Annotated in this window: 14 protein-coding genes; all 14 read right to left on the minus strand. The window is 37.4% G+C overall.

Annotation, left to right across the window (positions count from 1 at the left end; all coding sequences use genetic code 11):
* Nucleotides 1–12: 12 nt before the first annotated feature.
* The 14 genes from ACPLVF_RS01240 to ACPLVF_RS01305 all read right to left on the minus strand — a co-directional run bounded on the left by ACPLVF_RS01240 (nucleotide 13) and on the right by ACPLVF_RS01305 (nucleotide 13,428).
* On the minus strand, nucleotides 13–1,194 hold the full coding sequence (locus ACPLVF_RS01240) for a YgeY family selenium metabolism-linked hydrolase (RefSeq protein ID WP_424905998.1): 1,182 nt from the start codon (nucleotides 1,192–1,194) through the stop codon (nucleotides 13–15).
* Between the two features lie 30 nt (nucleotides 1,195–1,224).
* Complete coding sequence (gene dpaL / locus ACPLVF_RS01245) at nucleotides 1,225–2,442, minus strand: diaminopropionate ammonia-lyase (protein WP_424905999.1); 1,218 nt, start codon at nucleotides 2,440–2,442, stop codon at nucleotides 1,225–1,227.
* Nucleotides 2,443–2,709: 267 nt separating this feature from the next.
* Entirely contained in the window at nucleotides 2,710–4,446 is a 1,737-nt protein-coding gene (locus ACPLVF_RS01250; RefSeq protein ID WP_424906000.1) for a sigma-54-dependent Fis family transcriptional regulator, read from the minus strand.
* 201 nt (nucleotides 4,447–4,647) lie between these two features.
* Nucleotides 4,648–5,253, minus strand: coding sequence for a bifunctional phosphoribosyl-AMP cyclohydrolase/phosphoribosyl-ATP diphosphatase HisIE (hisIE, locus tag ACPLVF_RS01255; RefSeq protein ID WP_424906001.1), 606 nt, complete (start codon nucleotides 5,251–5,253; stop codon nucleotides 4,648–4,650).
* Complete coding sequence (hisF, locus tag ACPLVF_RS01260; protein WP_424906002.1) at nucleotides 5,244–6,005, minus strand: imidazole glycerol phosphate synthase subunit HisF; 762 nt, start codon at nucleotides 6,003–6,005, stop codon at nucleotides 5,244–5,246. The genes hisIE and hisF overlap by 10 nt, the downstream gene beginning before the upstream one ends.
* Before the next feature lie 16 nt (nucleotides 6,006–6,021).
* A complete protein-coding gene (gene hisA, locus ACPLVF_RS01265) occupies nucleotides 6,022–6,735 on the minus strand; it encodes a 1-(5-phosphoribosyl)-5-[(5-phosphoribosylamino)methylideneamino]imidazole-4-carboxamide isomerase (protein WP_424906003.1) in 714 nt (237 codons plus the stop codon).
* Nucleotides 6,732–7,346 (minus strand): imidazole glycerol phosphate synthase subunit HisH, encoded by a 615-nt coding sequence (gene hisH, locus ACPLVF_RS01270; protein ID WP_424906004.1) that lies wholly within the window; start codon nucleotides 7,344–7,346, stop codon nucleotides 6,732–6,734. Before hisH ends, hisA begins: the two co-directional genes overlap by 4 nt.
* A gap of 1 nt (nucleotide 7,347) precedes the next feature.
* A complete protein-coding gene (hisB, locus tag ACPLVF_RS01275) occupies nucleotides 7,348–7,935 on the minus strand; it encodes an imidazoleglycerol-phosphate dehydratase HisB (RefSeq protein ID WP_424906005.1) in 588 nt (195 codons plus the stop codon).
* Complete coding sequence (gene hisC, locus ACPLVF_RS01280; RefSeq protein WP_424906006.1) at nucleotides 7,916–8,986, minus strand: histidinol-phosphate transaminase; 1,071 nt, start codon at nucleotides 8,984–8,986, stop codon at nucleotides 7,916–7,918. Before hisC ends, hisB begins: the two co-directional genes overlap by 20 nt.
* On the minus strand, nucleotides 8,958–10,292 hold the full coding sequence (gene hisD, locus ACPLVF_RS01285; RefSeq protein ID WP_424906007.1) for a histidinol dehydrogenase: 1,335 nt from the start codon (nucleotides 10,290–10,292) through the stop codon (nucleotides 8,958–8,960). Before hisD ends, hisC begins: the two co-directional genes overlap by 29 nt.
* On the minus strand, nucleotides 10,279–10,920 hold the full coding sequence (gene hisG / locus ACPLVF_RS01290) for an ATP phosphoribosyltransferase (protein WP_424906008.1): 642 nt from the start codon (nucleotides 10,918–10,920) through the stop codon (nucleotides 10,279–10,281). The genes hisD and hisG overlap by 14 nt, the downstream gene beginning before the upstream one ends.
* Before the next feature lie 12 nt (nucleotides 10,921–10,932).
* Entirely contained in the window at nucleotides 10,933–12,081 is a 1,149-nt protein-coding gene (locus ACPLVF_RS01295; RefSeq protein WP_424906009.1) for an ATP phosphoribosyltransferase regulatory subunit, read from the minus strand.
* Nucleotides 12,082–12,221: 140 nt separating this feature from the next.
* Nucleotides 12,222–13,016, minus strand: a complete 795-nt coding sequence (locus ACPLVF_RS01300) for an SIMPL domain-containing protein (protein WP_424906010.1) — start codon at nucleotides 13,014–13,016, stop codon at nucleotides 12,222–12,224.
* A 106-nt stretch (nucleotides 13,017–13,122) separates the two neighbouring features.
* Nucleotides 13,123–13,428 carry an autorepressor SdpR family transcription factor gene (locus ACPLVF_RS01305; protein ID WP_424906011.1) on the minus strand — a complete coding sequence of 102 codons (306 nt, stop codon included), beginning with the start codon at nucleotides 13,426–13,428 and terminating at the stop codon, nucleotides 13,123–13,125.
* Nucleotides 13,429–13,461 lie beyond the last annotated feature (33 nt).

Raw genomic sequence — 13,461 nt, forward strand, 5'->3', positions numbered from 1 at the left:
ATAATTCTATTCTTAACTTAACAAAGCCTTAATTATCCCATAATACCCACGAACGGCTTTTAACAACTGGTCTATCTCTATATATTCATCATCAATATGGGCAAGATTTTCTTTTGAAGGGCCAAAACCGATCGTTTTTATGTTAGCTTCTCCAGCATAATGACTTCCATTAGTGCAGAATGAATAATGAGTAATGGCAGGTTCTAAACCTTGTTCTTTCAAACCTTGGTAAGCCTTTTTTACAAAATCTTCTTCTACATCAAAAAGCCATGCAGGGAAAAACCTTTCAGCCATGATTTTTTCTCCGGTATAGCACCTTTCTTCACCTTTTGCAAAATAAACTTTTGCTTTAAAGTTTGGATCTTCATTCTCCATCTGCACAATAATTTCTTGAATTGGCTTCAAAACGCTTTCAGGAGTTTCTCCTACTAAAAGCCTTCTATCGAAAGTAACCCTGCAAAGCGATGGCAATACGGAAGCCCCCGGATACGGCGACGATATAATGTCAGTCAATTCTAATATCCCATCTCCTAAAACTTCATGATGATTGACCTTAATCTTCCTGATTTTTTCCAGCAATTTCATCATATTATAAACTGCATTTATTCCATTTTGCGGATTTGAAGAATGCGCAGCTTTGCCATAGGTTTCTACTACTATTTCGGCCCTTCCCCTTTGCCCACGCTTTAAATTGCACTCTGACGCTTCCCCAATGATAACATAATCTGGTTTCACCTTTTCACTTATTTTCCTTGCAGCAACTCCTTCAAAGCATTCCTCATGAACAACACCTGCTACGTAAATATCTCCATTAAAATCTTTCTTCATATCTTCAGCAAAGTAAGCAGCCGCACACACCATTGCACTTACTGCACCCTTCATATCTGAAGCACCTCTACCGTAAATTCTCCCACTTTCAATTTCTCCACCAAAGGGATCTTTAGTCCATTTTGATTCGTCAACTGGAACAGTGTCTATATGACCATCAAGTAAAATACATTTGCCACTATTTTTCCCTTTTATATGCCCTATTACGTTGCCATAGCTATCGATAAACGTTTCATCAAAACCCATTTCTAAAAAAGTATTCTTTAGTTTTTCAGCCAACTCTCCCTCCTCTCCAGAATAACTTTTTATTCTAATAAGCTCCTGACATAAATTTATTACTTCTTCTTTTCTTTTTTCTGAAAGCAATTTAAAACACCTCCGTAATTTTTTAAGATCCTAAATTGATGGAAATGCTCCATCCCAAACTATTTTTCGATAATTTACGGGATCAGTATCTCCTTCTGTACTTATGCAAAGTACTATCGATTCATCATTTAGATTTAATAAATCTTTCATTTCTTTTAATTCTCGTCTTTCCAATATCAAACTCAAAAGCCCCAAACCGACAGCACCTGATTCGCCCGAAATTATCTGAGGATCACCCTTTATTGGGCTTCCCAATATCCTCATACCTCGTGCAGAAACATAATCTGGACAAGATACATACATATCAGAATAATCCCTCAATATTTTCCAACTAATTGGATTTGGCTCACCACAAGCAAGCCCTGCCATAATTGTAGCCAAATCTCCCTTAACCGCATGAGGTTTCCCATCATTGTGTTTTGCAGACTCATAAATACAAGCGGCGTTCTCGGGTTCTACGATAACCGTTATAGGCCTTTCATTTCCGTATAATGAAGCTAAGTAACCCTGAACAGCACCGGCGTATGAACCTACCCCAGCTTGTAAAAACACGTGAGTAGGTTTTTCTATACCCATTTCTTTCATCTGTTCTAAAGCTTCATCTATTAAAGTGCAGTAGCCTTGCATAATCCATAGCGGGATATCTTCATACCCTTCCCAAGCAGTATCCTGAACTACAACTCCCCCTATTTCCTTCGCACGCTCAATTGCATACCTTACCGCATCATCATAGTTATAATCGGTTATATATGCTTCAGCCCCCTCATTTATAATACTCTGCAACCGCATTTGGGATGAACCCTTAGGCATAAATACAAGAGATTTTTGACCTAATTGGGTAGCAGTCCAAGCAACACCCCGTCCATGATTACCATCAGTTGCCGTAACAAATGTTATTTCTCCTATTTTCTTTTTAATTTCCAGAGAACGCAATTTTTCAAAATTTACATCGTTCATCCCCAACATTTTGCTTAGATACTTACATATAGCGTAGGAACCTCCTAAAACTTTAAAAGCATTGAGTCCAAACCTATACGATTCATCTTTTATTAGAATCTTTCTTACCCCCAACATTTTTGAAAGTCTATCCAAACTGGAAAGGGGAGTCGGACTGTATTGGGGAATGCTTTTATGAAACTCTCTTACCTTTCTTATTTCTTTTTGTGACATATCTTCAACAGAAGCTTTTTCTTTAAAATTTTTTCTTGCACCTTCATTAAATATAAATTTGATATTTAATTTTTCCACCGATTATTTCACCTCTTATATTTTTTTATTATTTTTGCCATTTTGTATTTTTTGTTTTTTTATTTAATTGCAAGTAATATACCAACTATTCCAAAAATGGCTCAGTCGATAAAAACCGCAAAAAATAAAAAAAAGCCTCATGCCATTTCGAGCCATGAGAATAGTTTTTTTATCAATTTGATAAAATTAAACACTAATTCTTAATTTATATTTAACAAAGGAAATTTATCAATATGATAATATTTATCATTATGATAAATAAACAGGCTATTCCATATTGTAATTTTTAATTTTCCTGTAAAGAGTCGCGATTCCAATCCCTAATGCCTCAGCTGCTTTCCTTTTTCCTTCAACATTATTCCCAAAGATGTCCAATGCCCTTCTTATCATTTCCCTTTCTAGTTCTTCTAATGGCACTATAGCATTATCACTTCTATTTTTGCTATGACGAACTTTTAGTGGCAATAACTTACTATTCAGAACTCCTTCACTGTCAAGCATATTTATCATATATTCTACAACATTCTCTAATTCTCTTACGTTTCCAGGCCAATCGTATTCAAAAAAGTAATCCCAAACATCTTTTTCAACACCAAAAACTTTCTTTTTTAATAAATCCGCATATTTATTCACGAAATATTCCGTCAGTACTTTTATATCTTCTTTTCTTTCCCGTAAAGGCGGAATTACAAATGGTATTACATTTAACCTATAATACAAGTCCTCCCTAAACATTCCTTCTTTTATCATTTTTTCAAGGTTTTTATTCGTCGCAGCGATTATCCTTACATCAACCGGTATGGGTTTGTTAGAGCCCAATCTTACCACTTCTTTTTGCTCTAATACCCTTAACAGTTTTGCTTGCAAATAAAGAGGCATATCTCCAATCTCATCCAAAAATAACGTTCCTTTATTCGCAAACTCGATCTTTCCTATTTTACCTTTGGGATCTGCACCTGTAAAAGCTCCTTTTACATACCCAAAAAGTTCGCTTTCTAATAAAGTATCAGGAATTGCCGCACAGTTAACGGCAACAAAAGGATTATCCTTCCTTTCACTTTCTAGATGGATTGCCCGAGCAAATAATTCCTTTCCCGTTCCACTTTCGCCAGTTATCAAAACTGTAGAAGACGACGACGCAATTCTTTTTACCTTTTCTTTCAGCATTTTTATACTTTCAGACTCTCCTATTATATATTCGAGTCCTAAGTTTTCTTTAGAATTTGCCACAGAAAACAATTTCTGTTTTAAAGAATTTATCTCCGTAAAAATTAAGATTTTGTCATATTTATAACCATTTTTTAAAATTCTATATTCCTCTCCAATAACACTGTAATGTTTGTCATCAATAGATAATTCGTACTCCTCCATATTTAAAAACGTTCCCTTTGCTTGTTTTATCGTCACCCTTTTGCCATCAACCTTTTGTATTCCTATCATTTTTTTAGCCACGCTATTTGCCTGAACTATTATATCCCTTTCATCTATAATCAATACTCCTTGATCAATTTTATCAATTATATGATTTAACATTTCAATTACTTCTTTCATGTTTTCCTTTTCGATCTCTTCCTTTGCTTTTGAAGAAATAAGATCCGAAATCTGTTCCAAAAAATCCATAAAAGTATCAAAATTATTCAATATATGCTCCTTTTGCTCCTCATTAAAACAAACAAAACCAATTACCCCTATCACATTTTCTCCTATTTTTATGGGAGTGCTCATTTCAAAAGTTTCTTCACATTTATTCTGTTTCGGACACCTTTTACAAAGTTCATGAAAACCAGGATTTTCTACGATTTGCTTTTCTCCGGTCCTTAAAACCTTCTTATAAACATAACCCTCCTGTCCCATATTTACATTAATCTTTGAAGCAAACATTCCTGTACCAGCTATACGATTCAATTTTTCATCAACTATCTCTATATCAACTTTTAATATCTTTGATAAAACAGCAGCATATTTTTTTACATCTTCCTCTATATTTTTTAAAATACCACTCATCTCAACACTTGCACCCTCTTTCATTTAATTCTGTATAATAATATTTCACTTTATATTATATTTTCTTTCAATACACTTTGCATAGTAATAGACTTTCACCATTAAGGTCGCGAGCATGCCGAGCACACATTAAAAGGCCCAATCTATTTTTCAAAGATTGGGCCGTTCATAAAGTTAGATTTATAAAATTTTTTATAATTATTATTTTTCCCTTTTCTTCAACTCCAGCAAAACATCTTCCCAGTCCATATCAAAGTAAGATAAAACCACAGTTATATGATATATTAGGTCTGCGATTTCATAGCTTATTTCGGACTTTGCACCGTTTTTTGCTGCTATTATCACCTCGGAGGCTTCTTCTCCCACCTTTTTTAATATTTTATCTATCCCCTTTTCAAAAAGATAACAGGTATAAGAACCTTCAATTTTTTTATTTTTTCTATCGTTTACCGTTTCCATCAATTTTTTTAATACCTCAAAGCCCAATTTTTCCTCTTTTTCATAAACCTTATTAAAAAAACAGGTTTTATTCCCCGTATGGCATGCATGCCCCTTTTGCTTCACTTTTGCCAAAATAGTGTCACCATCGCAGTCGTAATACAGTGAAACCACTTCCTGGACATTTCCCGATGTCTCTCCCTTTTTCCAAATTTTATTCCTTTTCCTGCTAAAATAGTGCATAAAACCCGTTTGTAGAGTAAGGTGGTAACTTTCTTTGTTCATATATGCGAGCATCAAAACTTCACCGGTCAGATAGTCCTGCACGACAACCGGTATTAAATCATTGTTTTTAAAATCTATCTCCACTTGGTCCTCACCTCAATACCATTTTCTAAAAGGAACTTCTTTAATTCGTCTATTTTTACCATCCCAAAGTGAAAAATTGAAGCTGCCAGGGCTGCATCAGCGCCGGCTTGAAAAACTTCCAAAAAGTGTTCTGTTTTTCCCGCACCTCCCGATGCGATAACGGGTATTTCCACGCTTTTTGAAATAAGTTCCGTTATTTCAACCTCAAAACCCTCTCTTGTGCCGTCTCTGTCTATTGAAGTGAGCAGGATTTCCCCCGCTCCCCTTTTTTCAACCTCTTTAGCCCAGGAAAGGGCGTCAAGCCCAGTATCTACTCTCCCACCGTTTATATAGACTCGATAACCCTCAGGGTGCTTTTTCACATCCATAGCAACAACGATGCACTGTGAGCCGAACATACTGCTTGCTTTTTCGATTAAGTCGGGGCTTTCAACCGCAGCTGTATTTATAGAAACCTTGTCCGCTCCCGCAACCAATATTTTTCTGATATCCTCTATGGTGCGTATACCTCCGCCCACCGTAAAGGGAATGAATACATTTTCTGCAACCTTTTCCACCACCTCTATCATTATATCCCTTTTTTCAAAAGATGCGGTAATATCCAAAAATACCAGCTCATCGGCACCCATTTTATCGTATTGTATAGCAGCTTCTACAGGGTCTCCTGCGTCTATGAGATTTATAAAATTTATCCCTTTTACAACCCTCCCCTCCTTGACATCAAGGCATGGTATAATCCTTTTTGCCACCATTTTTTTCACCCTTCGATTAAATCTTTTTAAGAAGGTCGCTGAAAATAATATCCTTGCTGTAAAGTGCCTTTCCTATGATAACACCGTCTATACCGATTTGTTTTAATTTCATTACATCTTCTTCGTTTTTAATACCGCCTGAAGCAATTAGAACCCCATCAAAAATTTCTCTCAACCTTTTTGCAGCATCCAAATTTGGCCCTTCAAGGGTCCCGTCCCTTGATATGTCGGTGAAAATTATCTTTTTTATGCCAATTCTTTCAGCTTCTTTGACAGAATGGTCAATCCCTATTTCCACGCTTTCCTGCCAGCCCGATATTTTGATTTTATCCTTTCTAAAATCCAAACTCAGTGCTACTTTTTCTTGCGAAAATTCCTTCAGCATCCTTTCTACTTCCCCTCTACGGGTAAAAAAAGCAGAGCCTACTATAACGCAGTCGATTCCTGCATCTATCAGCTTCTTTGCCGTTTCAAAATCCCTTATTCCTCCACCGCACTGAACGTAAAGGTCTGTTTCCCTTTTTATATCTACCACTATTTCAATATTTTTTATAACCCCTTCCTTTGCCCCGTCTAAGTCCACAACGTGAAGGTATTTAGCACCCTCCCTTTTAAAATACAAGGCCTGTTTTACAGGGTCGGTGCTGTAAACCGTTTCCCTACTAAAATCACCCTGTGTAAGCCTTACACACTTTCCCTCTTTTATATCTATAGCAGGAAATACTATCATATTAACCTCCCGAAATTTTTCAATAAGTAAAGTCCCGCTTCCCCGCTCTTTTCCGGGTGAAACTGGGTTGCAAAAATATTTTCCCTTTCAACGCTTGCAGTAAACTCTATGCCGTGGATGCATGTTGAAGAAATTATATCGCCATCAGGGGTATCCACATAATAGGAATGCACAAAATAAAAATACTGCCCGTCCAATTCCTTTAAAAGAGGAGAATCCTTTACTACATTTATCTTATTCCAGCCCATGTGTGGGATTTTTACGCCTTCCTTTTTAGGAAAAAGCTTCACCTTTCCTTCAAAAATGCTTAGTCCTTCCGATTCCCCTTCGTAGCTGAATTCGAAAAGTAGCTGCATCCCAAGGCAAATCCCCAAAAAAGGTATTTTGTCCTGCAACACCTTTTTTCTAATTTCTTCTTTTATCCCTTTGCTTTTCAACCTTTCCATTGCCTCTTTAAAGGCGCCGACCCCAGGAAGCACTATGCAGTCTGCCCTTTCAAGCTCAAAGCCTTTCGAGGCTAACTTTACTTCAAAGCCCAAATACTCAAAGGCTTTTTTAACACTGCCTATGTTCCCCATACCGTAGTCTACTAAGGTTACAACCTTTTTCACCCTATAATACCCCCTTTGTTGAGGGGATAATGCCGTTATCTTCCCTTTCAACAGCCTCCCTCAGAGCCCTGCCGAAGGCTTTGAAAATCGCTTCCGCGGTATGATGGTCGTTTTCCCCGAAAAGTTTTGAAATGTGTAAGGTAACCTTTGCGTTTAAGGAAAATGCCCTGAAAAATTCCGATATCATTTCTATGCTTAAATCTGCTACTTTTTCCCTTCGAAACTTAACATTGAAGTTTAAATAAGGCCTTCCTGAAATATCCAAAGCAAACAAAATAAGGGCATCATCCATGGGGATCAAAGCATTTCCATAACGTCTTATGCCTTTTTTATCGCCGATGGCTTTGTAAAATGCCTTGCCAAGGGTTATGCCAACGTCCTCCACGGTATGATGGTCGTCTACGTTTAAATCCCCTTTTGCCATTACCTTAAGGTCAAGCCTTCCGTGCACCGCAAACTGAGTAAGAAGGTGGTCGAAAAATCCAATGCCGCTTTCTATTTTGCAAATTCCACTCCCGTCAAGGTTTAAAAAAACTTTAACATCGGTCTCCTTCGTCTTCCTTTTTATACTAACCTTTCTTTCCTTCACCGCAAAGTCCTCTCCATTCCTTTAAAGCTTCTAAAAGCTCCTGGTTTTGGTCTTCCTTTCCCACCGTTATCCGCAAAATCCCTTTACCCTCATCAAGTTTAAAAAACCTTACTGCAATGCCCTTTGAATCCAAGTATTCCTTAAGCCTTCCATCGCTAACTACGATGGAGACAAAATTGCCATACCCCTCTAAAACCTCATATCCTAAAGCCCTTAAGCTTACCTTCAACCTTTCCCTTTCCCCTATGATTTTTTCAATGTTTTTCTTTACCAAATCGAAGTTTTTAATAACTTCACAGGCTATAATTTGCGTAAATAGGCTAACATTGTAAGGAGGTTTTACCTTTAAGAGATTTTCTATTATATACTCAGTGGAAACAGCATAGCCGCATCTTATGCCAGCAAAGCCTATTTTGGAAAGGGTCTTTAAGATTAAAATATTTTGGTGCTTTCCTACAAGGTCGATATACTCATAGGGTGAAAACTCGCTGTAGGCAGCATCCACAACAATAAGGGTATCCTTCAGCTCATCGGCTATATAGGAAATTTTATCCTTATCAAAAACAACTCCCGTAGGGTTATTGGGCGTATCTATGAAAATGGCTTTTACGCCCCTTTTCTCTTTTGCCCTTTGAACTATTTCTTCCGGGCAAACCTGCCAGTTTTCGTTAAAAGGGACCTCCTCCACATTAATGTCCAGTATGCCTGCTGTAATTTTATACATTACAAAGGAAGGTTTTAAAGTTAAGATTGAATCACCTTTGTCGCAAACCGCCTGCATTATCACCTGTATGAGCTGATCGGAGCCATTTCCTATTATAAAGTTATTCCTGGAAAGGTTGTAGAAATTTGAAAGCTCCTTCCTTAATGGGTCCGAATTGTTGTCGGGGTATAAGGAAATCCTATCTATATATTGGGATAATCTACTTAAAAGAATGCTCTTTAAACCTTCATCCATTGGGTAGAGGTTCTCATTGGCATCGAGTTTTATTTTGTAAGGTTTTTCTTCCACTTCATAATTTTTATAGGTTTTCAACTTCTCCCTGAACATCCTTCATCCTCACTTTCAGCGAATTTGCATGCAATAAAAGGCCTTCGCACTCAGCGATCTTCACCGCATCTTTTGCATAGAGCCCAAAGCTTTCTTTTGAATACTCCACCACATTTATCCTTTTTACAAAATCGTAGACACCGAGGGGTGAGAAAAACCTTGCAGTACCGTTAGTTGGCAGCACGTGATTTGTTCCAGCTACGTAATCCCCTATGGGTTCTGCAGAATACTTCCCCAAAAATACGGTCCCAGCGTTTTTAACACCCTTTAAAATCTCCCTACTGTCTTTTGCCATTATCTCTAAATGCTCGGGTGCTATGACATTTACTATCTCAACAGCTTCCTCTAAATTTTGGGTAATTATTATAATGCCGTAATTCTCTACAGACTTTTTAGCAACCCTAATGTTTTCTTTGAATTTACCGTTTTTGCTTTCATTAATAAAATAGTCGATGTACTTAAAAACCATAAATGCAAAATCTTCACTATCGGTTATCAAAACTACCATTGCCCTCTCGTCGTGCTCTGCTTGAGATAATAAGTCGCAAGCCACAAATTCGGGGTCCGCCGTTTCATCGGCAATCACCGCAATTTCACTGGGCCCCGCAATCATGTCTATGTCTACTTCTCCAAAAAGCTCTTTTTTTGCAAGGGTAACGTATATATTCCCGGGACCTACTATCTTGTCTACCTTAGGAACGGTTTCTGTCCCGTAAGCCAAAGCAGCTATTGCCTGGACACCTCCTACCCTGAAAACTTTGTCAACCCCGCACATCTTTGCCGCTGCAAGAACATAGGGATTTATCCTTTTGTCTTTTTTTGGGGGTGTTGCCATGTAAATTTTATCAACACCCGCTACCCTTGCCGGAATCGCATTCATCAAAACCGTTGAAGGATAAGCAGCCTTTCCTCCAGGAACGTAGATACCCACGCTTTCAATAGGCCTTACTATCTGCCCAAGGAAGCTACCCTCTTTAAAATAAAACCATGAGTTTTGTTTTTGCCTTTCGTGAAACTCCCAGATGTTCCGGTAAGCCCTTTTTAAAGCATCTATGGAATCCTTTTCCACCGTTTTATAAGCTTCCTCTATTTCTTCCTGGCTTACGGTTATTTCATCCATATCTATTTCACAATAATCCAGCTTTTTAGTGAAAAAAATCAGCGCTTCATCACCTTTTTCCCTGACCTCTTTCAGGATTTCCCTTACTGCAGTCCGGGCATCCTCCCATTCCCTTCGGGAGCGTTTTCCCAGTATAGACAAAAGTTCTCTCTTAAATCCCGGATTTTTGGTTTTAAGTATGTTCAATCTCAAGCCCCCTCTCCATTTTTTCAATTATGTCACTTATTAAATCCTTTTTTATCTTAAGGCTTGCCCTGTTGATGATTAGCCTTGCACTTATATCAAACATTTTTTCATATACTTCAAGCCCGTTTTCCTTTAAAGTCCTCCCGGTTTCCACCACATCCACTATTCCATCCGAAAGCCCAAGTAAAGGTGCAAGCTCTACCGAACCGTTTAGCTTAATAACCCTTAGATTTTGATGGTTTATTTTATTAAAATATTCCTTCGTAATGTTGGGATATTTTGTTGCAATTACCTTATCCTTTTTTTCCAAAAAATCCGTTTTTTTACCTTTAGGACCTGCAAGGGCTAAAAAGCACCTGCCAATGCCGAGGTCTAAAATCTCAAATATCCTCACATTTTTCTCCATTAATACATCCTTGCCTACCACTCCCATATCTGCAGCTCCGTATTCCACATATGTCGGCACGTCAAAGGGTTTTACTAAAATAACCCTGTAGTTTTTCTTCCCATCAAAATAAATTAGCTTCCTCGAACTTTCATTTATATAAAGGTTTAAAATGCCGCATTTTGCGAAAAATGCAGCGGATTCCTCGGCAAGTCGCCCTTTTGGAAGTGCTATTGTAATCATTTTTTCACCTACTCAAAGCAATATAATATCTTTACCTTTAAAATAATATACTCTTTCTATTCCCATATTTTTTGCCCTTTCCTGGCATTCTTCCTGTTTCTCAGGGAAACTTTGAAAATAAGCCTTTCCCTTCAAATTCTTTGTAAACTCAAAAGCCTTTTCAAAACCCTCTTCGTCGTAACCAACGTATACTTCAATAGCTTCTTTGCAAACAGGCATTCTTTCAATAAGCCTTTCCAAACCCGCAGCAAAGCCCACTGCAAAAAGCTTCCGATTAAATCGGGAGAATAGGGAATCGTACCTTCCCCCGCTTAAAACGGGATATCCCAAACCCTCAATGTAACCGGTAAAAATTATGCCCGTGTAGTAATCCATGTGTTTTAGCATCCCTAAGTCGAGGGAAATATAATCTTCATATCCCATTGATTTCAGTTTCTGGTATATAAACTCCAATCGCTCCAAGCTTTTTTTAGAAATTTCATTTTTGGCATACACCCTGGCATCTTTTAATACATCCCCTTTTCCGTAAAGCCTCGTTATCCTCCTGAAGTCATCTATTACAGAACTTTTTATGTTTTTATCCTTCAAAAAATTTTCAATCCCTATGTAATCCTTTTTGTCAATCAATTTACAAAGCATCTCCGAAGATTCATCATCTATACCATAACCAAAGGTTATGCCCTTAAAAAAATTTACCTCACCTATATCCACGGTGAAATTTAAAAATCCCAGCTCCAGAAGGGTTTCTGCCGCAAGGGCTATAACCTCTACATCCGAAAAAGGATCGTCTTTTTTCATTATATTTTCAATGCCTATTTGATGAAATTCCCTCCAATCCCCTGCGTTTTCCGTTAAATACTGAAAAACCTTGCCAAAGTAATAAAATTTGATAACATCCTGTCTTTCGTCAAAAAAATTTGCGGCAATATTTGCAGCAGATAAGGTATATTCCGTCCTTAAAGTCAATACACTTCCATCGTAATCAACTATTTTAAATGAATTGTTTTTATCGCAGAAATAAATGTCATCATAGTTTATAAAAACCGAGGGTTCTATGATTTGGTAGCCAAAATTTTCGTAAAGTTTACTAATTTTTCCCCTCACTTTTTCGTAATAAACACTTCCTGGCGGGTAATAATCTGTAAATTTTTTATCCATCATCTCAGCAACCTCATAACTAAAATCTTTAATTTATTAATTTAACATATTAAATAGTTAATTTGATAATATTATAAATTATAATCACAATTTCGGCAAGCATAAAATTTAAAATAAAAAACGCGGAAAATCCGCGCTTAAAGCTATTTCAAAGTAGCTTTATATACCATATAAACGGTTGCCGTAATTTTTACAGGTTCAGGATTTTGAGGCTGCGGGTAATAGGCATCGCTTAGTTTAGCCATTTCAGCACTTTTTACCACGGGATAATAATAGGGGTTACCAAAATCCACTCTTACCTGCTCCGGCCTCACTAGCTTTGCTCCAAGCCCCTCGGCGCTTATTTCTATAGACTCCCTGGCCTGTCTTATGGCCTCGTTAATTGCCTGCTTTCTATATGCCGAAACATTTTTTACACCGTACTGGACGCTGTTCACGTATGAATTGTTCACGTTAGAAGCAACTGCCAGTATGTCCCCAACCTCTTTTACATCATTGGCTATTACCTTTAGCCCGCTTTCAACAACATACTTTATAACGTACTTAACAGGTTTTTCCGAACCTGTCGGATAAATCTGCGAAGAAGTGCTCCCTTCCATCATGGGTTGTGCGGCTGACTCTTCCTCTTTAAATTGATAATTGTAAAAATACGTTGTCTTTACCTCAACCTTAAACCTTGAAAGGGCCTTCGTCAATTCCTGTACCCTCTGAGCATTCTCTTTTTGCGCCGTATCCTTTGACAGTGACTCATTTTTTACCGTAATGTAAATTTCCGCCATATCAGGTGGAGCTTCTACCGTACCCGTTGCGGTAGTTTCAATGTTAAAGTACTCTAAAGGTTTTTCCTCCCCAAAGGCAGATGATGAAATCAAAGGAGCCACAAGGAGGATTACAAGAGCAAAGGATAAAATTTTTAGTAGTTTTAAGTCAATTTTCATAAGATCTCCCCTTTTTCATTTGTTTTTCAATATTCATTTGTTTTTCTATATATACTTACGTCAAATTTTGCCTGTAAATAGGGGGAATTTAAAATTTTTTTACTATTTATTCCTTGTGTTTTCTCCCTAAAATATCCATACCGTAGGAAATAAGGTCCTCAAAAACCGACGTGTTTATTGAATAATAAATGTTTTGCCCCCTTCTTTCATCTATTACCATACCCGCCTGTTTTAAAATATTGAGGTGGTGGGAAATACTAGGCCAGGAAATATCAAATTGGGATGCTATCTCTCCCGCCGTCATATCCTTTTCTTTAAGAAGGGAAAGTATCTTTCTTCTTACTGGGTCGGAAAGTGCTTTGAAAATAATATTAAGATTCGTAGCCTCTCCCTGGTCATCTAAACTGTGCAAAACTGCACAAGTTTAGAAGGCTGGGCTATTTAT

The organism is Thermovenabulum sp., from assembly GCF_049701175.1.
Lineage (GTDB): Bacteria > Bacillota > Thermosediminibacteria > Thermosediminibacterales > Thermosediminibacteraceae > Thermovenabulum.

Bases quoted from the DNA above. Each gene is read 5' to 3' on its own strand.
- ACPLVF_RS01250 (WP_424906000.1), bottom strand. From the start codon at position 4,446: ATGAGTGGTATTTTAAAAAATATAGAGGAAGATGTAAAAAAATATGCT.
- hisF (WP_424906002.1), bottom strand. From the start codon at position 6,005: ATGGTGGCAAAAAGGATTATACCATGCCTTGATGTCAAGGAGGGGAGG.
- hisA (WP_424906003.1), bottom strand. From the start codon at position 6,735: ATGATAGTATTTCCTGCTATAGATATAAAAGAGGGAAAGTGTGTAAGG.
- hisC (WP_424906006.1), bottom strand. From the start codon at position 8,986: ATGTTCAGGGAGAAGTTGAAAACCTATAAAAATTATGAAGTGGAAGAA.
- hisG (WP_424906008.1), bottom strand. From the start codon at position 10,920: ATGATTACAATAGCACTTCCAAAAGGGCGACTTGCCGAGGAATCCGCT.
- ACPLVF_RS01295 (WP_424906009.1), bottom strand. From the start codon at position 12,081: ATGATGGATAAAAAATTTACAGATTATTACCCGCCAGGAAGTGTTTAT.
- ACPLVF_RS01300 (WP_424906010.1), bottom strand. From the start codon at position 13,016: ATGAAAATTGACTTAAAACTACTAAAAATTTTATCCTTTGCTCTTGTA.